This window comes from Pseudomonas sp. LFS074 (assembly GCF_047978165.1).
Taxonomy (GTDB): Bacteria; Pseudomonadota; Gammaproteobacteria; order Pseudomonadales; family Pseudomonadaceae; genus Aquipseudomonas; species Aquipseudomonas putida_P.
The window spans coordinates 703,263-719,041 of sequence record NZ_JBFPFV010000003.1; the positions used below are offsets into that span (position 1 = coordinate 703,263).

Here is a 15,779-nt window from a genome sequence, read left to right on the forward strand (position 1 = left end):
CCCCCTGCAATAGCTAATACATACCCAGTTTCGGGGGCCCTGGTACAGGCAGGCCGGGAAATCCCCTCTTTTATTCGCAGCATCGCCCGTTTTGGGGACCTCGGTACAGGCAGGCCGGGAAATCCCCCCTTTATACGCAGCACCCCTTTTGGGGACCCTGGTACAGGCAGGCCGGGAAATCCCCTCTTTTATTCGTGCAATTTCACCTGCACACGCCAGCGCCCGTCGTCCTCTGCACCGCTCCACTCGCCGTGCAGGGGGCGCGCGGCCACCACCGTCAGCAACAACCCTTCCTGGCTGTTCTGTACCCGCCAGCTCACCGGCTTGCCCTGCAGGCTCAGTTGCCCCTGCTGGGCCTTGCCCTGGGCCTGGAACAGCAATGCCACTGTACCTTCCACGTTCTCGCCGTGCAGCTTGGGCTCTTCGTTGAACCACAGCTGCAGGCCGTCCTGCACCACTTGCACCTGCTGCAGCTCACGCTCGTCGGGCGTAGTCAGGCGACCAATCATTAGCCCCACCATCAAGCCGACAATCGCCAACGACAGCATCACCCGCGGGAAGGCCTTCGAACGCACGTCCGGTTCAGGGGTAGAATGCCCGTCATCTTCACGCTTGGAGCCGTGCATGTTTCACGTCATCCTTTTTCAACCAGAAATTCCGCCGAATACCGGCAACATCATTCGCCTGTGCGCCAACAGCGGCTGCCACCTGCACCTGATCGAACCCATCAGTTTCGAACTGGATGACAAGCGCCTGCGCCGCGCGGGGCTGGACTACCACGAGTATGCCACGCTCAAGCGCCACGAGAGCCTGGCCGGATGCCTGGAAAGCCTGGGCAACCCACGGCTGTTCGCCTTCACCACCAAGGGCTCGCACCCCTTCCACGAAGTGGCTTACCAGCCGGGCGATGCGTTCCTGTTCGGGCCAGAGAGCCGCGGGTTGCCGGCCGAGGTGTTGGACAGCCTGCCGGCCGAACAACGCCTGCGCCTGCCGATGCGGCCGGGGTGCCGTAGCTTGAACCTGTCCAATACCGTGGCGGTGACGGTGTACGAGGCATGGCGGCAGAACGGGTTCGCTGGTAGCTGATCGCCCTTGCAGGCAACAAAAAAGCGCCCCTAGAGGCGCTTTTTCGATACAGGCAGAATTACTGCACGGTCGGCACTTCGCCCGCTTCCTGCATGCGCTGCATTTCTTGCGCGTACAGGGCATCGAAGTTGACAGGCGACAGCATCAGCGCCGGGAACGAACCGCGGGTCACCAGGCTGTCCAGGGTTTCACGGGCGTAAGGGAACAGGATGTTCGGGCAGAACGCGCCCAGGGTGTGGCTCATCGAAGGCGCATCGAGGTTGGCGATCAGGAAGATACCGGCCTGCTGCACTTCAGCGATGAAGGCCACTTCGTCACCGTTCTTGACGGTTACCGACAGGGTCAGCACCACCTCGTGGAAGTCGCCTTCCAGGGCTTTCTGCTTGGTGTTCAGGTCCAGCGCAACGCTCGGCTCCCAAGTCTGGCGGAAGATCTGCGGGCTTTTCGGGGCTTCGAACGACAGGTCACGCACATAGATGCGTTGCAGGGAGAACTGAGGGCTGTTGTCTTCTGCAGCAGCGCCGTTGGTCTGTTGGTCAGTCATGGCAGATCCTTATCCTAATGTTTTTGAATGCAGTGCAAATCAGGCCGCCAGCAGCGCGTCGAGCTTGCCGGCGCGCTCCAGGGCATAGAGGTCATCGCATCCACCGACATGGGTGCTGCCGATCCAGATCTGCGGCACCGACGTACGGCCGGCCTTCTGGCTCATCTCGGCGCGAACTTGCGGCTTGCCGTCCACCTTGATTTCCTCGAAGGCCACGCCCTTGCTCTCGAGCAGGTACTTGGCGCGCATGCAGTAGGGGCAGTAGTCGCTGGAATAGACGATGACGGGCTTCATATCACTTCACCAGGGGCAGGTTATCGGCTTTCCAGCTGGAAACGCCACCGCTCAGTTTGGCGGCGGTGTAGCCAGCCTTGAGCAGTTCGCGGCAGTGGGTGCCGGACTGCTGGCCCATTGCGTCGACGACGATCAGGGTCTTTTCTTTGTGCTTCTCCAGCTCGCTCATGCGGGCGGCCAGTTTGTCCTGCGGAATGTTGATCGCACCGACGATGTGACCGGCCGAATATTCCTTGGCCGGGCGAATGTCGACCACCAGGCCCTTCTCGGCATTGACCAGGGCCGTCAGCTGGCCATTGCTCAGGCTCTGGCCGCCGCGACGGATTTCGTTGATCAGCAGCAGGACCAGCAGAATGAGGAAGATCGCAACCAGGATGTAGTGATCTGTCGCGAATTGAATCAGGTGAGCAACCATCAGCGGTGTTCCAGGCGATTGAAAATGCCGGCCAGTATACACAGCCCCCCAGTGCCACCAAAGCCCGACGGGCCGGCCGGAAAGGTACCTTCATGTTGCCGCATTGGCCGCGCTGGTCAGGGAACAGGACGAATATTCGCCGCAGGTGGCGTATTTGCCCTAAAATGCGTGTCTTTATCATCTTTGAACAACCGTGAGTTTGATTGATGACGAGTACGCCCAAACCCCTGGTCCTGATCATCCTGGATGGCTTCGGCCACAGCGAAGTCCCCGAACACAACGCCATCTTTGCCGCCAATACGCCGGTCTATGATCGCCTGCGCGCTACCTTGCCGCATGGCCTCATTTCCGGCTCGGGCATGGATGTCGGCCTGCCGGACGGGCAGATGGGCAACTCCGAAGTCGGTCACATGAACCTGGGGGCCGGCCGCGTCGTCTACCAGGACTTCACCCGCGTCACCAAAGCCATCCGCGATGGCGAGTTCTTCAAAAACCCGGTGCTCACCGGTGCCGTGGACAAGGCAGCCAGTGCCGGCAAGGCCGTGCACATCCTCGGCCTGCTGTCCGATGGTGGCGTACACAGCCACCAGGACCACCTGGTGGCCATGGCCGAACTGGCTGCGCAGCGCGGAGCGGAAAAGATCTACCTGCACGCTTTCCTCGATGGCCGCGACACCCCGCCACGCAGCGCACAGTCGTCGATCGAACTGCTCGACGCCACCTTCGCCAAACTGGGCAAGGGCCGCATCGCCAGCCTGATCGGCCGCTACTACGCCATGGACCGCGATAACCGCTGGGACCGCGTCAGCGCCGCCTACAACCTGATCGTCGACAGCACAGCCGAATACACGGCCGACACCGCCCAGGCCGGCCTGGAAGCGGCCTACGCCCGTGACGAAAGCGACGAGTTCGTCAAAGCCACGCGCATCGGCGAAGCCGTCAAGGTTGAGGACGGCGACGCCGTGGTCTTCATGAACTTCCGCGCCGACCGTGCTCGCGAGCTGTCCCGTGCGTTTGTCGAGCCGGACTTCACTGAGTTTGCCCGCGCGCGCCTGCCGAAAATGGCGGCCTACATCGGCCTGACCCAGTACTCGGCAAAAATCCCTGCACCGGCAGCCTTTGCGCCCTCCAGCCTGAACAACGTGCTGGGCGAGTACCTGGCAAAAAACGGCAAGACCCAACTGCGCATCGCCGAAACCGAGAAGTACGCCCACGTCACCTTCTTCTTCTCCGGCGGCCGCGAAGAGCCGTTCGAGGGCGAAGAGCGCATTCTGATCCCGTCGCCGAAGGTCGCCACCTATGACCTGCAGCCGGAAATGAACGCACCGCAAGTGACCGATCGCATCGTCGAAGCCATCGAGCAGCAGCGCTTCGACGTGATCGTGGTCAACTACGCCAACGGCGACATGGTCGGCCATACCGGCGTGTTCGAAGCTGCGGTCAAGGCCGTCGAAGCACTCGATACCTGCGTCGGCCGCATCGTCGATGCACTGGAGAAAGTCGGCGGCGAAGCCCTGATCACCGCCGACCACGGCAACGTCGAGCAGATGGAAGACGAATGCACCGGCCAGGCGCACACCGCGCACACCACCGAGCCGGTACCGTTCATCTATGTGGGTAAGCGCAACCTGAAAGTGCGCGACGGTGGCGTACTGGCCGACGTGGCGCCGACCATGCTGCAACTGCTGGGGCTGGAAAAGCCGGTGGAAATGACCGGTACTTCGATTCTGGTCGACGCCTGATCCCAGGCGCTGGGGCTGCCATGCAGCCCCAATGGCACATGAATTCCGGACAAACGCCCCTCTGCACCCGCAGCGAGGCGTTTTTTTTGCCGGCCCAGGCGGGCATACTAGGCCAGTCTCCATCCTTGGTACGCCAAACCCCATGCTTCGCGCCCTGATTCTCCTAGCCCTGTCTTGCCTGCTCAGCCCGGCTATTGCCGATGAGCGTGCGCAGACCCAGCAGCAACTGGACGCCACCCGCCAGGACATTGCCGAGCTCAAGAAGACGCTGGGCAAGCTCCAGGAAGAAAAGGCCGGTGTGCAAAAGGACCTCAAAGCCACCGAGACCGACATCGGCAACCTCGAAAAGCAGGTGGAGGCCCTGCAGCAAGAACTAAAAAAGACTGAAGGCGAGCTGGAGCGCCTTGATACCGAGAAAAAAAAACTCCAGAGCGCCCGCGTTGAACAACAGCGGCTGATCGCCATTCAGGCCCGTTCGGCCTACCAGAACAACGGTCGCGAGGAATACCTCAAACTGCTGCTCAACCAGCAGAACCCCGAGAAGTTCGCCCGCACCCTCACGTATTACGACTACCTGAGCAAGGCGCGCCTGGAGCAATTGCGCACCTTCAACGAGACCTTGCGCCAACTGGCCAACGTCGAGCAGGACATTGCCAGCCAGCAACAACAGCTGCTGGCCCAACGCGCTGACCTCGACAGCCGTCGCCAGGCCCTGGAAACCGAGCGCAGCAAGCGCCAGCAGGTACTGGCCAAGCTCAACAGCGATGTCAAGGACCGCGACCAGAAGCTGCAATCGCGCGAACAGGACCAGGCCGACCTGGCCAAGGTGCTTAAGACCATCGAGGAAACCCTCGCTCGCCAGGCCCGCGAAGCCGAAGAAGCACGCAAGAAGGCCCTGTTGGCGCAGCAGGAAGCGGAAAAGCGCCGCCAGCAGGAAGCGCTGGCCGCCGCCGCCGCACGCGACCGAGCCCGTGAGCCTGCAGAGCCTGTGGAGCCGCCGAAAAAAGCCCGCACCACCCTCGGCCCGCTGGTTTCCAGCGATGGCGCGAACTACGGCGGCGCTTTTTCTGCCGCGCGGGGCAAACTTCCATGGCCAGTCAATGGTCGACTGCTGGCACGCTTCGGTGATGCCCGTGGCAGCGATGCCCGTGCCAAGTGGGACGGGGTGATGATCAGCGCCAACCCAGGCACCCAGGTACGTGCGGTGCACGGCGGGCGCGTGGTATTCGCCGACTGGTTGCGCGGCGCCGGGCTTCTGGTCATTCTCGACCATGGCAACGGTTACCTGAGCCTGTACGGCCACAACCAGAGCCTGCTCAAGAGCGCCGGTGATATCGTCAAGGCTGGTGAAGCCATTTCCACCGTTGGCGACAGCGGTGGCCAGGACGCGGCAGGCTTGTACTTCGCCATTCGCCAGCAGGGTCGGCCTACCGACCCCTCGCAGTGGTGTCGGGGCTAGTCAAATTTCTACGGCGTAGCCTGAGTGCTGCGCCGATGCTCCCCAGGGAGCGCTTACAGGATCAGGAGTTCGTTCGACATGCTGCACTCGCCTCGTCTCACCCAGCTGGCCCTGTCCATCGCCCTGGCGGTCGGCGCGCCCCTGGCCACTGCCGCCGAGCCGGCCAAGGCTGCCGCAGTGCCCGCCACCGAGGTGACCGCCAAGGCACCACTGCCGTTGGAAGAACTGCGCACCTTCGCCGAGGTCATGGACCGTATCAAGGCCGCCTACGTCGAACCGGTAGACGACAAGACCCTGCTGGAAAACGCCATCAAGGGCATGCTCAGCAACCTGGACCCGCACTCGGCCTACCTTGGCCCCGAGGACTTCCAGGAGCTGCAGGAGAGCACCAGCGGCGAATTCGGCGGGCTGGGCATCGAAGTGGGCCAGGAAGATGGCTTCATCAAGGTGGTGTCGCCGATCGACGACACCCCGGCCTCACGTGCCGGCGTGCAGGCGGGTGACCTGATCGTCAAGATCAACGGTGCCCCGACACGCGGCCAGACCATGACCGAAGCGGTCGACAAGATGCGCGGCAAGGTCGGCGAAAAAATCACCCTGACCCTGGTGCGCGATGGCGGCAACCCGTTTGATGTGACCCTGGCCCGCGCGGTCATCCAGGTCAAGAGCGTGAAGAGCCAACTGCTGGAGAACGACTACGGTTACATCCGTATCACCCAGTTCCAGGTCAAGACCGGCGACGAAGTGGGCAAAGCCCTGGCCAAGCTGCGCAAGGACAACGGCAAGAAGCTGCGCGGGGTAGTGCTGGACCTGCGTAACAACCCAGGTGGCGTGCTGCAGTCGGCCGTGGAAGTGGCCGACCACTTCCTGACCAAGGGCCTGATCGTCTACACCAAGGGCCGTATCGCCAACTCCGAGCTGCGCTTCTCGGCCGACCCGGCCGACGCCAGCGAAGGCGTACCCCTGGTGGTGCTGATCAACGGTGGCAGTGCCTCGGCGTCGGAAATTGTCGCCGGCGCACTGCAGGACCAGAAGCGCGCCGTGCTGATGGGGACCGACAGCTTCGGCAAAGGCTCGGTGCAGACTGTGCTGCCGCTGGCCAACGACCGTGCCCTGAAACTCACCACCGCCTTGTACTACACCCCCAACGGCCGCTCGATCCAGGCCCAGGGCATCGTACCGGACATCGAGGTGCGCCCGGCCAAGCTCACCGCCGAAGTCGACACCGAAAACTTCAAGGAAGCCGACCTGCAGGGCCACTTGGGCAACGGCAACGGCGGCGCCGACCGCCCGACGGGCAGCAGCAAACGCAAGGAACGTCCGCAGGACGATGACTTCCAACTGAGCCAGGCGCTGAGCCTGCTCAAAGGGCTGAACATCACCTCGGGCAAATGATTCACGCGATGCGTTACCTGCTGTGTCTGTTGTTGTGCCTGTTGGCCGGAGTCGCGCAAGCGGCGCCGGCCGCCAAGGCCTACCTGAGCATCATCATCGACGACCTGGGCCAGAGCAGCGAGCGCGACAACCGCACCCTCGCCCTCCCCGGCCCAGTCACGATGGCGATCATGCCCGACACCCCCCACGCCAGCGATTTCGCCCGCCAGGCCCACAGGGCCGGCAAGACGGTGATCCTGCACATGCCCATGGACCCGGCCACCGGGCCCTACGCCTGGCACCCCGGCGCGCCATTGCCGGAACTTGCCAGCCGCTTGCAAGCCGCCCTGGCCAAAGTCCCCTACGCAGCGGGCATCAACAACCACATGGGCAGCCGCATGACGGCACAACGTGAACCCATGGCCTGGCTGATGGGCGAACTGCAGCAACGCCACCTGTTCTTCGTCGACAGCCGCACCAGCGCCGCCACCGTGGCGGCGGCCGAGGCCCAACGCATTGGCCTGGCGCACGTGTCGCGGGATGTATTCCTGGACGACGTGCGCACCCCGGAGGCCATCGCCGCCCAGTTGCAACAAGGCGTCGCGCTCGCCCGCAAGCAGGGGTCGGCTGTGCTGATCGGGCATCCCTACCCGCAGACGCTGCAAGTGCTGGAAAGCGCGATGCCTGGTCTCAAACACCAAGGCATCGAGCTGATCCCACTGCGCCAGATGATCGCCGAACGCAGTAACAAGGCGATGCCGGCACATGGCCGACAGGGCGTGTATCAGAACCGCTGAAGGCCGGTAGCACAAGCACTTGCCTGCAGTAAGTGCGCGCCAGCTCTTCACTCGAAGGGAATCAGACCCTCGACATCCGCCCAGCGCAGATTACCGCGATAAATGGCCAGCAGTTCACCGGCGCTGGCAGCAGCGCGCAGCTGTGCCTCCCGCCCCAGCGTGCGCTGCGCCCACAGTTTGAGATGTCCCTTGCTGAACTGCCGCACAGGCGTGTCGGCGGCCGGGTAGTGGAAGTGTGCTTCCCATAACCCCGCACCCTTGGCCTTGCCGGGCGCGGGCACGCGTCGAATCTCGAACACATCGAGAAAATCACCGGCGCCCAGTGGCTTGCGGGTCACGGTCCGAGTGATCCGGACCTGCTCCTGCTCCACCAGAAACCGGAGGCTGTTGGCCGAAGGATGGCTGGTCGAGGTGTAAGTGGAAATCAGGTAATCCCGCTGCACCGATTCCAGGCGCTCGATGTCGTCGGCCAGGCGACTGCCAAACTCGCTTTCGATGCCAGCCCGCTTCAGCAGCTTCCCAGCCTCCTCCAGCTGGCTGACATGATGGTCGATGATGGTACGGATACCAAACGGGTCTTCTGCCTTGGCATACTTGCGCACAAGACGAATCACACCATCGACCTGCTTCAGCGCGGCCCTGGCCTTACCCCTGGCGAGCCCTGCATTGACGGCTGCTTCGGTGCCTTGCTCCTCCGCCACCGCAGGACGTTGCTCAACGAACCTATCGCCGTCCTGGCGGAACGTGCGCAGCACCTGACCCGTGACATCATGCTGCTGAACAACCCGCTCGCCAGAAACCTCGACTTCCTCGCCCACTACACTGCGCCCGTCATAGGTACGCGCTATGCGCAAGGTGCCAGGGCGCTGGGCATACAGACGCGTCTTGGGCTGCGCCGGAGTCGATAGCTCAAGCTCGCGCACCACCTGCGCAAGCAGCTGTTCGGCCTGGCTGGTCAGCCTGTGCAGCACGTCCTTGTATTGCGCGACCTTGGCCTCTACCAACAGCTCGGGAGATGTTTCGGCCAGATAATCCAAGCGTGCCCGGGTGCTCTGGTAGGTATCCAAGGTACTGCTCAGTACCTGCTGTTGAGTGGTCAATGGCAGGCCGTCGGCGGTGATCAACTCTTCATGGGCGGCGCCTGCACTCTTGAGCTCGTCACCAGCCAGATAATCCAGCGCCTGAATCAATTCCCGCTCGTCCACCGGGGCCTCACGCGTCAGGCTCAGTTCACCAAGGTCCAGCAAGCTCCGCAGGCGCAAGCCGATACCGCTGAGCTTGCGGCTATCCTGCAGAAACTTCAGGACGGTACGCTTCTCCACCCTCGTATCGAGCACCGCGTCCCATAGCACGAGACCGTCGCTCTGCAAGCTCTCAATCAGCACATCCAGCACCTCGGACACTTCGATCAGATCCAGCTGCCAGCTCAGCACCTTTTCCAACTTCGCCCTGGCAAACCGATAGTGATTGAGCTCTTCGGCACTCTCCGGCTTGGCGGCCATGCCATTGAGCACATCAGGCAGATCCGCCTCGTTCACCTGCATCACGGCTTCGTTGTAGAACCCCACGCCGTAATCGATCAACTCATGACGTATGATGCCCCGCTGACGGGGCAGCACAGCGAACAACGCCTGAGACGCAAAGCGCTGCTCACTCATTGAAGTCATCACGTCATCCAACCTTATGGTGCAGTCCACCATCTTCTTGAGGTCATCCAGGGAAAGCGCCTTCGCAATGGCAACTTCCCCCTGGACGCTGGCAATCCGCTCATCGAACTTCGCTGCCAGGCTCGAATCGGTGATCGACTGGGCATGCTGGCGCAGCCGATCGAGCTCTGCTTCCTTGGCCTTGACCTTGTCCTTGCTCGCCTCGAAGAAATTGCCCAGGGTGTTGCGCTCTGCAAGCAACTCGTTCTGGCGCTGGTTCAACTGCTCGAAATCGCTCTTGTTCTTCCTTTGCGCCAGCTCCAGGCGACTCTTCGGCCCGCCCCCCACCAGTCTCAGCGCGGTATCGATGCGCCAGTTTCCCTGGCCCCGGACAAGCCAGGGCCCATGCGCATCCTGCGGCCCAACGATGCGTGCAGCGCTTCCCTGCAATTCGACCTGGTAGGTATCACCGGCAAGGATGACGTATTGACGGCCCTGCACCTGATAGACCCCCAAGGCATCCGGCGACACCCCCGTCAGTTCCACGGCCGAAGCCAGACGGCGAAGCGATGTGCGCTGCTGGGAGGTCAGTACATTGACCCCCTGTGCACCTCGCCAGGAGAAATCCAGCACCTGACTGGTACGATTGGCCAGCTGAGACGCCTCGCCTTGTACGGGCATTACCGCCAGCGCGCTGTCCGTGCTGGCCATGGCAAGCCGTGGCAGTGGTTTTGTCATGCGCGTCGGCCCGACAGGGTCGACCGATGGCAAGCGTACATGCACCAACGCCATGCCCAGATTCAGCAGCGCATCCACCACCGCCGCGCTGCGCTCGAATGCGCTGCCCTCGGAGAATGCCTGCGCATCGCGCATAGCCCCCAGCACCGACTGCGCCAGCCAGGCGACCGTGGCAATCGGCCCGCGCAGCAACAGTGTGGCCACATCGAACAACAGCCAGGCGCCCTGCCGTAACAGGGCCCAACGGCTTTGGCGAGTAGAGACCGATTGCCGGCCGGCCAACTCGACCAGCAAGCGGCGATTGCCGTCGTACATCAGCCGGTCGACATCCGCTACCCAGGGTAGTTGGATTAAGGTCGGTGGATCTGCCCGGCCCGGCAACAGCGAAGTATCGATGATCGGCGCCCCCAGGTGTGGCTCGAAGAATCCGCCATGGTCGTATACCGCGCGAGCCTGGGGATCGAGCCATTGCAGGACACTTTCGCGCAGCGCCTTATTGTCGCGAACCGCCTCCATCAGCGCCTCAAAGCCCGAAAACTCGGTCAAGCCCTGCTGGCCATACAGCGGCCGATAAAGTACCAACGAAAACGGCTCGACCGAGTGCAGCACGAACATGCCCATGACCAGATCCGGAGCCGGATGATCCACCGCACGCTGAAACGCCAGCGGCATGAGCGTGGTTCGGGGGCGCTGGGCATCCAACCGTCCGGCACAGTAGTCGACGATAGCTTGCAGACCTACCTCACTCAGCGTGCCGCCCAGCTTGGCGCTGAGGGCACTGAACAGCAGGGAGCAGCGCCATTCGCGGGCAAAGCGGGTGACCCGCTCTGGCTGCAGGGCGGGGTCGAGCTGTTCGGATACATAGGTGGGATAGCGACCGCCGATATCGACACGCTCGACCAGTGATCGTAGATAGTCGCCGGTCAACCAGGGGGCGATCAGTTGCTCGTCACGATGCTCGATTTTCGTGATCACCGCATCGCCCAGCACGCTCAGGTTGCCGATGGCAAATTCGGTCAGCGTGATGCTGCGGGTTTCGATGACGCCATCCCCAGGCCCCACACCCACCCCTCCGGGCACGCCCCGCGCTGTGGTCAGGGTCAGCAGCAAATCGGCGGCGTGGTAGTTCGTTTCATCGGGTTGATCCAGCAGCATCTGCTGCCTGAGCTGCGCATCAGTGTAGCTGTGCAGGTCCTCGACACCCTCGAGGGCAGAGCTGCCTAGCGACTCGGCCTGCGCCAAAGCCAGCTCGAACAGCCCGCGCTGGAACGCGAATTTATCCTGCGCCTGTGCGCGGTAGAGCCCCAAAGGGGTCGAAACGTCGGCCTCGTCCGCTGCGTGATAACCCGCGATGAACCACTGCGCGGGGTCGCTGGCGCTCGAATAGAAATGCTCAAGCGACGCCACATCATTGAACGTCGAAACCTGCCAGCGATCCACCTGGCCCAGCATGCGCTCAAGCAACAGGGTGCACTGCACGGAAAACACGTCGCCAGTGCATTCATGGCGGCGCCAAGTCAACGAGGTAAAACGCTGGGTCTCGGCCAACTCATCGCGCAATGCGGTGGCGAAGGCATCGTAGCCGGAAAACCCTTTGACCACCCCACTGGGGGCACACCACAGCACCTGCTCGCTTTCGTCCCACTCACCGCGCACAAGCAGTTGCGTCTGCAAAAGGTCGACGCTGTCAGCGCCATCATTCAGTTGCACCTCGACGCTGAACACCGAAGGTAGCTGCGCCCCACCCTTGAGCAGCCCCAATACGCAGTCACGTTGCTGGGCATCGAGGTCTTGCAGGGGCAGGCTTTGCAGCAGGGTCGACTTGATGACCTGCGCAAGCCAGCGATCCCGGCTAACGCCATGGAAGCCGACGGCCGCCCAATAGGCGACCTGGGCCTGGCGAAACCGCTCTGGCAGTGTCGACACCAGTCGGTTCAGCTCAGCCAGTACGCCGTCCGCAGCTACCGAGGTAAATTCCAACGGCTCGCCGGCGGTATTACGCATAACGTACGGCAGTGCAACCCGGACAGAGAAAGTTCCACCTGCCAGCCCCATCGCCTCCAACGTGCAGCCCTGGCGCAGGGCATCGAGCAAGGCATCGACCAGTGGCCGCGAAAACCAGGAATCATAAGGGCGGTACTGGCCAGTGACAGCCCCGTCGTAGGGGATATCCAGGATGACAGGGCCTGCATCCGGTAACTCGGCAGCGGCAATGCTACCTAGATGCGCAGCCAGCACTTGCAAGGCCTGCTGCGAGGCCAGCTGGCGCAGGGTCGGGCGATCAGCGAACGCCAGCGACACCGCGCGCTGGTAGTCCGGTGTGGTTCTGGTTTCGATTGGCATGCGAGGTCACCCTGGGTGATGAATGAATCACCCAGGGTGCGTTTTCGCGAAAGGCGGGAGGCACTAATTAATGCTGCACAAGTCATTCACCCGGCTCAACGATCACCTGCAGGAAACAAAAGAGGCCCGATTCCTTCGAACCGGGCCTCTGCCTCACAGCAACAGCAATCAGCTGTACACACGCCCCAGCAACTGGCGGTGGCTTTCGAACTGATCCAGCACATCACGCACGATTTGTTCGCGAGTGAAGCCCATCAGGTCGTATTCCTGGCTGCCGTCGTGCAGGTACACCTCGGCGCGGTAGAAGCGCTGCTGCACCTCCGGCTCGCCTTCGACCGGCGCCTCGCTCGGCGCGGCCAGGTAACCGTCCAGGCTGGCTTCGTAGACGAAGGGGTTGCCCTCTTCCATCATCACCCGCAGGCCCATCATGTTGCGCGACTGGCCAACCCGGGTTTCTACCTCGAAGCCCAGGGTCTGCAGCTGTGCGGCCGCTTCTTTCAGCGCCGGGCTGACCTGCTTGTCCATGAACCGCTGCACCACGGCCTGGGTCGGCTGCAGCTCCAGCTGGCTCAGGCGCTCGCTGAAGCCGCGGCGACCGCGGGCGGCCAGCTCGGCACGCTCCTGCTCGACTGCCACGTCCTGCTTCATGGCCTTGTACAACCCGAACATGAACAGTACCAGCACCACCGAGAACGGCAGGCCCGCCAGCACCACCATGGTCTGCATGGCCTCGAAGTTACCGGCGAACAGCAGGCCGATGGTGACCAGGGTGATAACCACCGACCAGAACACCACCATCCAGTGCGGGGCGTCTTCGTCGACCTTGCCGCCTTTGCACGACAGGTTGGCCATCATCACCGCACCGGAGTCGGCCGGGGTAAGGAACAGCACGAAGCCGACGAACACCGCCACACCAATCACGATCTTGGCTGCCGGGAAGTATTCCAGCAGTTGGTAGATCGACATCGACGGCTGTTCCAGCGCAGTCTTGCCCAGCTCCACGGCGCCCTGGTTGATCACCAAGTCCAGTGCGGTGTTGCCGAAGATCGACAGCCACGCCAAGGTGAAGCCCAGCGGGATCAACAGCACACCCATCACCAACTGGCGCACGGTGCGGCCCTTGGAGATACGGGCAATGAACATACCGACGAATGGGCCCCAGGAGATCCACCAGGCCCAATAGAACACGGTCCACAGGCCCAGCCAGCGCTCGGACTTGCCGGCTTCGCCTTCGTACACATACAGGTCGAAGGTTTTCAGCACGATGCCGTTCAGGTAGTCGCCGACGTTCTGCACGAAGCCGTTGAGCAGGTGCAGGGTTTCACCGCCCAGCAGCACGAAGATCAGCAGGCCGCTGAACAGCATGATGTTCAGGTTGGACAGGCGGCGAATGCCGTTTTCCACACCCGACACCGCAGCCACGGTGGCCACACCGGCCATGACCAGGATCACCACCAGCAGGTTGGTCTTGCTGTGGTCCATGCCGAACAGGTATTCCAGGCCCGAGGATACCTGCATCGAGCCGATACCTAGGTTGGTCACCAGGCCCAGCAGGGTGACGAACATGCCAAAGATGTCGACGGCGTTGCCGGCAGCACCCTTGACCCAACGCTCGCCGACCAGCGGGTACAGCGCCGAACGCAGGGCCAGCGGCTGGTTGTGGCGGTAGGCGAAGTAACCCACGGCCAGGCCGACCAGGGCATAGATCGCCCAGCCGTGCAGGCCCCAGTGCAGGAAGGTCAGCTGCAGGCCCTGGCGCGCGGCCTCGAGGCTGGCTGGGGTGCCTTCCGGTGGGTTGAAGTAGTGGTCCAGCGGCTCGGAAGCGCCGAAGTACAGCAGCGAAATACCGATACCGGACGAGAACAGCATGCCCGCCCAGGCGCCATAGCTGAAGTCAGGCTGGTCATCCTTGCCACCCAGCTTGAGGCTGCCGTAGTCGGAGAAGGCCAGGTAGACGACGAACAGCAAGTAGCCGCAGATGACCAGCATGTAGTACCAGCCAAAGGTACGCGTCAGCCATTTCTGGGCCACGCCCAGCACTTGGCCCGCGGTTTCGGGTACAGCGATCAGCAAGGCAGTCAGAACAAGGATCATCAGCGCGGAGGTGAAGAACACCACGCGGTTGACCCGTACCCTCTCGGCGGGGGGCTTGGTAAGTGAGGCAGAACTCATTGCACGAATGCTCCGGGCAGTACGGCTGTGGAGGCTAATCAGTCTTTCCCGAGCAATTGGTGGAATATCCCCACTGCGTCAGGTGTTATAAAAGCACCCTGGAAACCGTGATCCCGAATCGATACGTTGCAAAAAAACAGACAGGTGGCCTGCTGAAAATGCCACGCATCCGCAGAGGTGCGCGCATTCGTCACAGATCACCCCGCCCGCTCCAAGGGCCTGCCGCAGGGCCAAAAGCCGCGCGGCAGAATCTGCATTTCGCATCGCTCATGCCCGTCAACGCCTTGTATTCCGGGGGTTACGCGATTTCCTGGGGTGTCAATCCGTGCCTTCTCGACCGCCTGAAAAACTGTCAATGGCACAAATTGTCGCAGAGCTTATTCTTTATTGATTGAACGTTCAATCAAAACAAAATAGACTGGCCTTCGCCGAGTCAGCCGCCTGTCGTCTGCTCGCAGGCCTGAGGAGATAGCAAGATGCCCAAGGTCGGTATGCAACCCATCCGCCGCCAGCAGTTGATCGAAGCCACATTGCAGGCGGTCGATCAGGTCGGTCTGGGGGACGCCAGCATTGCGCTGATTGCCCGTTTGGCCGGTGTGTCGAACGGCATCATCAGTCACTACTTTCGGGACAAGAATGGCCTGATCGCAGCGACGATGGGTTACATCATGAGCATGCTCAACGAAGGCGTTAGAGCACGTCGCCAGGCCCTGACGGACGACAGCCCGCGTGCCCACCTGAAAGTGATCATCGAGGGCAACTTCGATGCCAGCCAGGTGAACGGCCCGGCAATGAAAACCTGGTTGGCCTTTTGGGCTTCCAGCATGCACCAGCCCGATTTGCACAGGTTGCAGCGGATCAACGACCACCGCTTGTATTCCAACCTGTGCTGCCAGTTCCGCCGCACCCTGCCGCTCTACCATGCGCGCAAGGCAGCCCGCGGCCTGGCGGCCTTGATCGACGGCTTGTGGCTGCGTGGTGCCCTGTCGGGTGATGCATTCGACACCGACCAGGCAATACGGATCGCTTACGAATACATGGATCTACAACTGGCTAAACAGCACACCCTGGGCACAAACGACCAGGCCGCTGAACAAGCGCGCACGGCCCTTGCCAACCCGGCAGGAGCGTGACGCGCTAGCCAAACCACACACTGCACTTGCGAGGAC

12 protein-coding genes are annotated in these 15,779 nt (G+C 62.4%); 6 read left to right on the top strand and 6 right to left on the bottom strand.

Features of this window, described 5'->3' with window-relative positions:
• Nucleotides 1-188: 188 nt before the first annotated feature.
• Nucleotides 189-626, bottom strand: coding sequence for a hypothetical protein (locus tag ACNQP3_RS27210; RefSeq protein ID WP_041166611.1), 438 nt, complete (start codon nt 624-626; stop codon nt 189-191).
• Between ACNQP3_RS27210 and trmL the strand changes: the two genes are divergently transcribed.
• The gene (gene trmL, locus ACNQP3_RS27215; RefSeq protein ID WP_012274606.1) at nt 625-1,086 is read left to right on the top strand and encodes a tRNA (uridine(34)/cytosine(34)/5-carboxymethylaminomethyluridine(34)-2'-O)-methyltransferase TrmL; all 462 of its coding nucleotides are present in this window, start codon (nt 625-627) and stop codon (nt 1,084-1,086) included. The two genes, ACNQP3_RS27210 and trmL, sit on opposite strands and share 2 nt — an antisense overlap.
• A gap of 58 nt (nt 1,087-1,144) precedes the next feature.
• Here the strand turns inward: trmL and secB are convergent, their stop codons facing one another.
• The 3 genes from secB to ACNQP3_RS27230 are packed head-to-tail and all read right to left on the bottom strand — an operon-like array spanning nt 1,145 to nt 2,339.
• Nucleotides 1,145-1,630, bottom strand: a complete 486-nt coding sequence (gene secB / locus ACNQP3_RS27220) for a protein-export chaperone SecB (protein WP_012274607.1) — start codon at nt 1,628-1,630, stop codon at nt 1,145-1,147.
• Between the two features lie 39 nt (nt 1,631-1,669).
• On the bottom strand, nt 1,670-1,924 hold the full coding sequence (gene grxC / locus ACNQP3_RS27225; RefSeq protein WP_003249204.1) for a glutaredoxin 3: 255 nt from the start codon (nt 1,922-1,924) through the stop codon (nt 1,670-1,672).
• Nucleotide 1,925: 1 nt separating this feature from the next.
• Nucleotides 1,926-2,339, bottom strand: coding sequence for a rhodanese-like domain-containing protein (locus tag ACNQP3_RS27230; protein WP_012274609.1), 414 nt, complete (start codon nt 2,337-2,339; stop codon nt 1,926-1,928).
• Between the two features lie 206 nt (nt 2,340-2,545).
• Between ACNQP3_RS27230 and gpmI the strand changes: the two genes are divergently transcribed.
• The 4 genes from gpmI to ACNQP3_RS27250 all read left to right on the top strand — a co-directional run bounded on the left by gpmI (nt 2,546) and on the right by ACNQP3_RS27250 (nt 7,711).
• Nucleotides 2,546-4,081, top strand: a complete 1,536-nt coding sequence (gene gpmI / locus ACNQP3_RS27235; protein ID WP_179027039.1) for a 2,3-bisphosphoglycerate-independent phosphoglycerate mutase — start codon at nt 2,546-2,548, stop codon at nt 4,079-4,081.
• Between the two features lie 142 nt (nt 4,082-4,223).
• A complete protein-coding gene (locus tag ACNQP3_RS27240) occupies nt 4,224-5,540 on the top strand; it encodes a murein hydrolase activator EnvC family protein (protein WP_060493012.1) in 1,317 nt (438 codons plus the stop codon).
• A 78-nt stretch (nt 5,541-5,618) separates the two neighbouring features.
• Nucleotides 5,619-6,935 (top strand): S41 family peptidase, encoded by a 1,317-nt coding sequence (locus ACNQP3_RS27245; protein ID WP_012274612.1) that lies wholly within the window; start codon nt 5,619-5,621, stop codon nt 6,933-6,935.
• Between the two features lie 8 nt (nt 6,936-6,943).
• Nucleotides 6,944-7,711 carry a divergent polysaccharide deacetylase family protein gene (locus ACNQP3_RS27250; RefSeq protein ID WP_264316628.1) on the top strand — a complete coding sequence of 256 codons (768 nt, stop codon included), beginning with the start codon at nt 6,944-6,946 and terminating at the stop codon, nt 7,709-7,711.
• 47 nt (nt 7,712-7,758) lie between these two features.
• Here the strand turns inward: ACNQP3_RS27250 and ACNQP3_RS27255 are convergent, their stop codons facing one another.
• Both ACNQP3_RS27255 and ACNQP3_RS27260 read right to left on the bottom strand, forming a co-directional pair.
• The gene (locus ACNQP3_RS27255; RefSeq protein ID WP_264316629.1) at nt 7,759-12,438 is read right to left on the bottom strand and encodes a dermonecrotic toxin domain-containing protein; all 4,680 of its coding nucleotides are present in this window, start codon (nt 12,436-12,438) and stop codon (nt 7,759-7,761) included.
• A gap of 168 nt (nt 12,439-12,606) precedes the next feature.
• Nucleotides 12,607-14,553 (bottom strand): BCCT family transporter, encoded by a 1,947-nt coding sequence (locus tag ACNQP3_RS27260; protein ID WP_223296422.1) that lies wholly within the window; start codon nt 14,551-14,553, stop codon nt 12,607-12,609.
• Between the two features lie 533 nt (nt 14,554-15,086).
• Between ACNQP3_RS27260 and betI the strand changes: the two genes are divergently transcribed.
• The gene (gene betI, locus ACNQP3_RS27265) at nt 15,087-15,743 is read left to right on the top strand and encodes a transcriptional regulator BetI (protein ID WP_012274616.1); all 657 of its coding nucleotides are present in this window, start codon (nt 15,087-15,089) and stop codon (nt 15,741-15,743) included.
• Nucleotides 15,744-15,779 lie beyond the last annotated feature (36 nt).

What these genes read in the sequence shown, in the direction of transcription:
- trmL (WP_012274606.1), top strand. Translation starts at nt 625, where the DNA reads ATGTTTCACGTCATCCTTTTTCAACCAGAAATTCCGCCGAATACCGGC.
- ACNQP3_RS27210 (WP_041166611.1), bottom strand. Translation starts at nt 626, where the DNA reads ATGCACGGCTCCAAGCGTGAAGATGACGGGCATTCTACCCCTGAACCG.
- secB (WP_012274607.1), bottom strand. Translation starts at nt 1,630, where the DNA reads ATGACTGACCAACAGACCAACGGCGCTGCTGCAGAAGACAACAGCCCT.
- grxC (WP_003249204.1), bottom strand. Translation starts at nt 1,924, where the DNA reads ATGAAGCCCGTCATCGTCTATTCCAGCGACTACTGCCCCTACTGCATG.
- ACNQP3_RS27230 (WP_012274609.1), bottom strand. Translation starts at nt 2,339, where the DNA reads ATGGTTGCTCACCTGATTCAATTCGCGACAGATCACTACATCCTGGTT.
- gpmI (WP_179027039.1), top strand. Translation starts at nt 2,546, where the DNA reads ATGACGAGTACGCCCAAACCCCTGGTCCTGATCATCCTGGATGGCTTC.
- ACNQP3_RS27240 (WP_060493012.1), top strand. Translation starts at nt 4,224, where the DNA reads ATGCTTCGCGCCCTGATTCTCCTAGCCCTGTCTTGCCTGCTCAGCCCG.
- ACNQP3_RS27245 (WP_012274612.1), top strand. Translation starts at nt 5,619, where the DNA reads ATGCTGCACTCGCCTCGTCTCACCCAGCTGGCCCTGTCCATCGCCCTG.
- ACNQP3_RS27250 (WP_264316628.1), top strand. Translation starts at nt 6,944, where the DNA reads ATGCGTTACCTGCTGTGTCTGTTGTTGTGCCTGTTGGCCGGAGTCGCG.
- ACNQP3_RS27255 (WP_264316629.1), bottom strand. Translation starts at nt 12,438, where the DNA reads ATGCCAATCGAAACCAGAACCACACCGGACTACCAGCGCGCGGTGTCG.
- betI (WP_012274616.1), top strand. Translation starts at nt 15,087, where the DNA reads ATGCCCAAGGTCGGTATGCAACCCATCCGCCGCCAGCAGTTGATCGAA.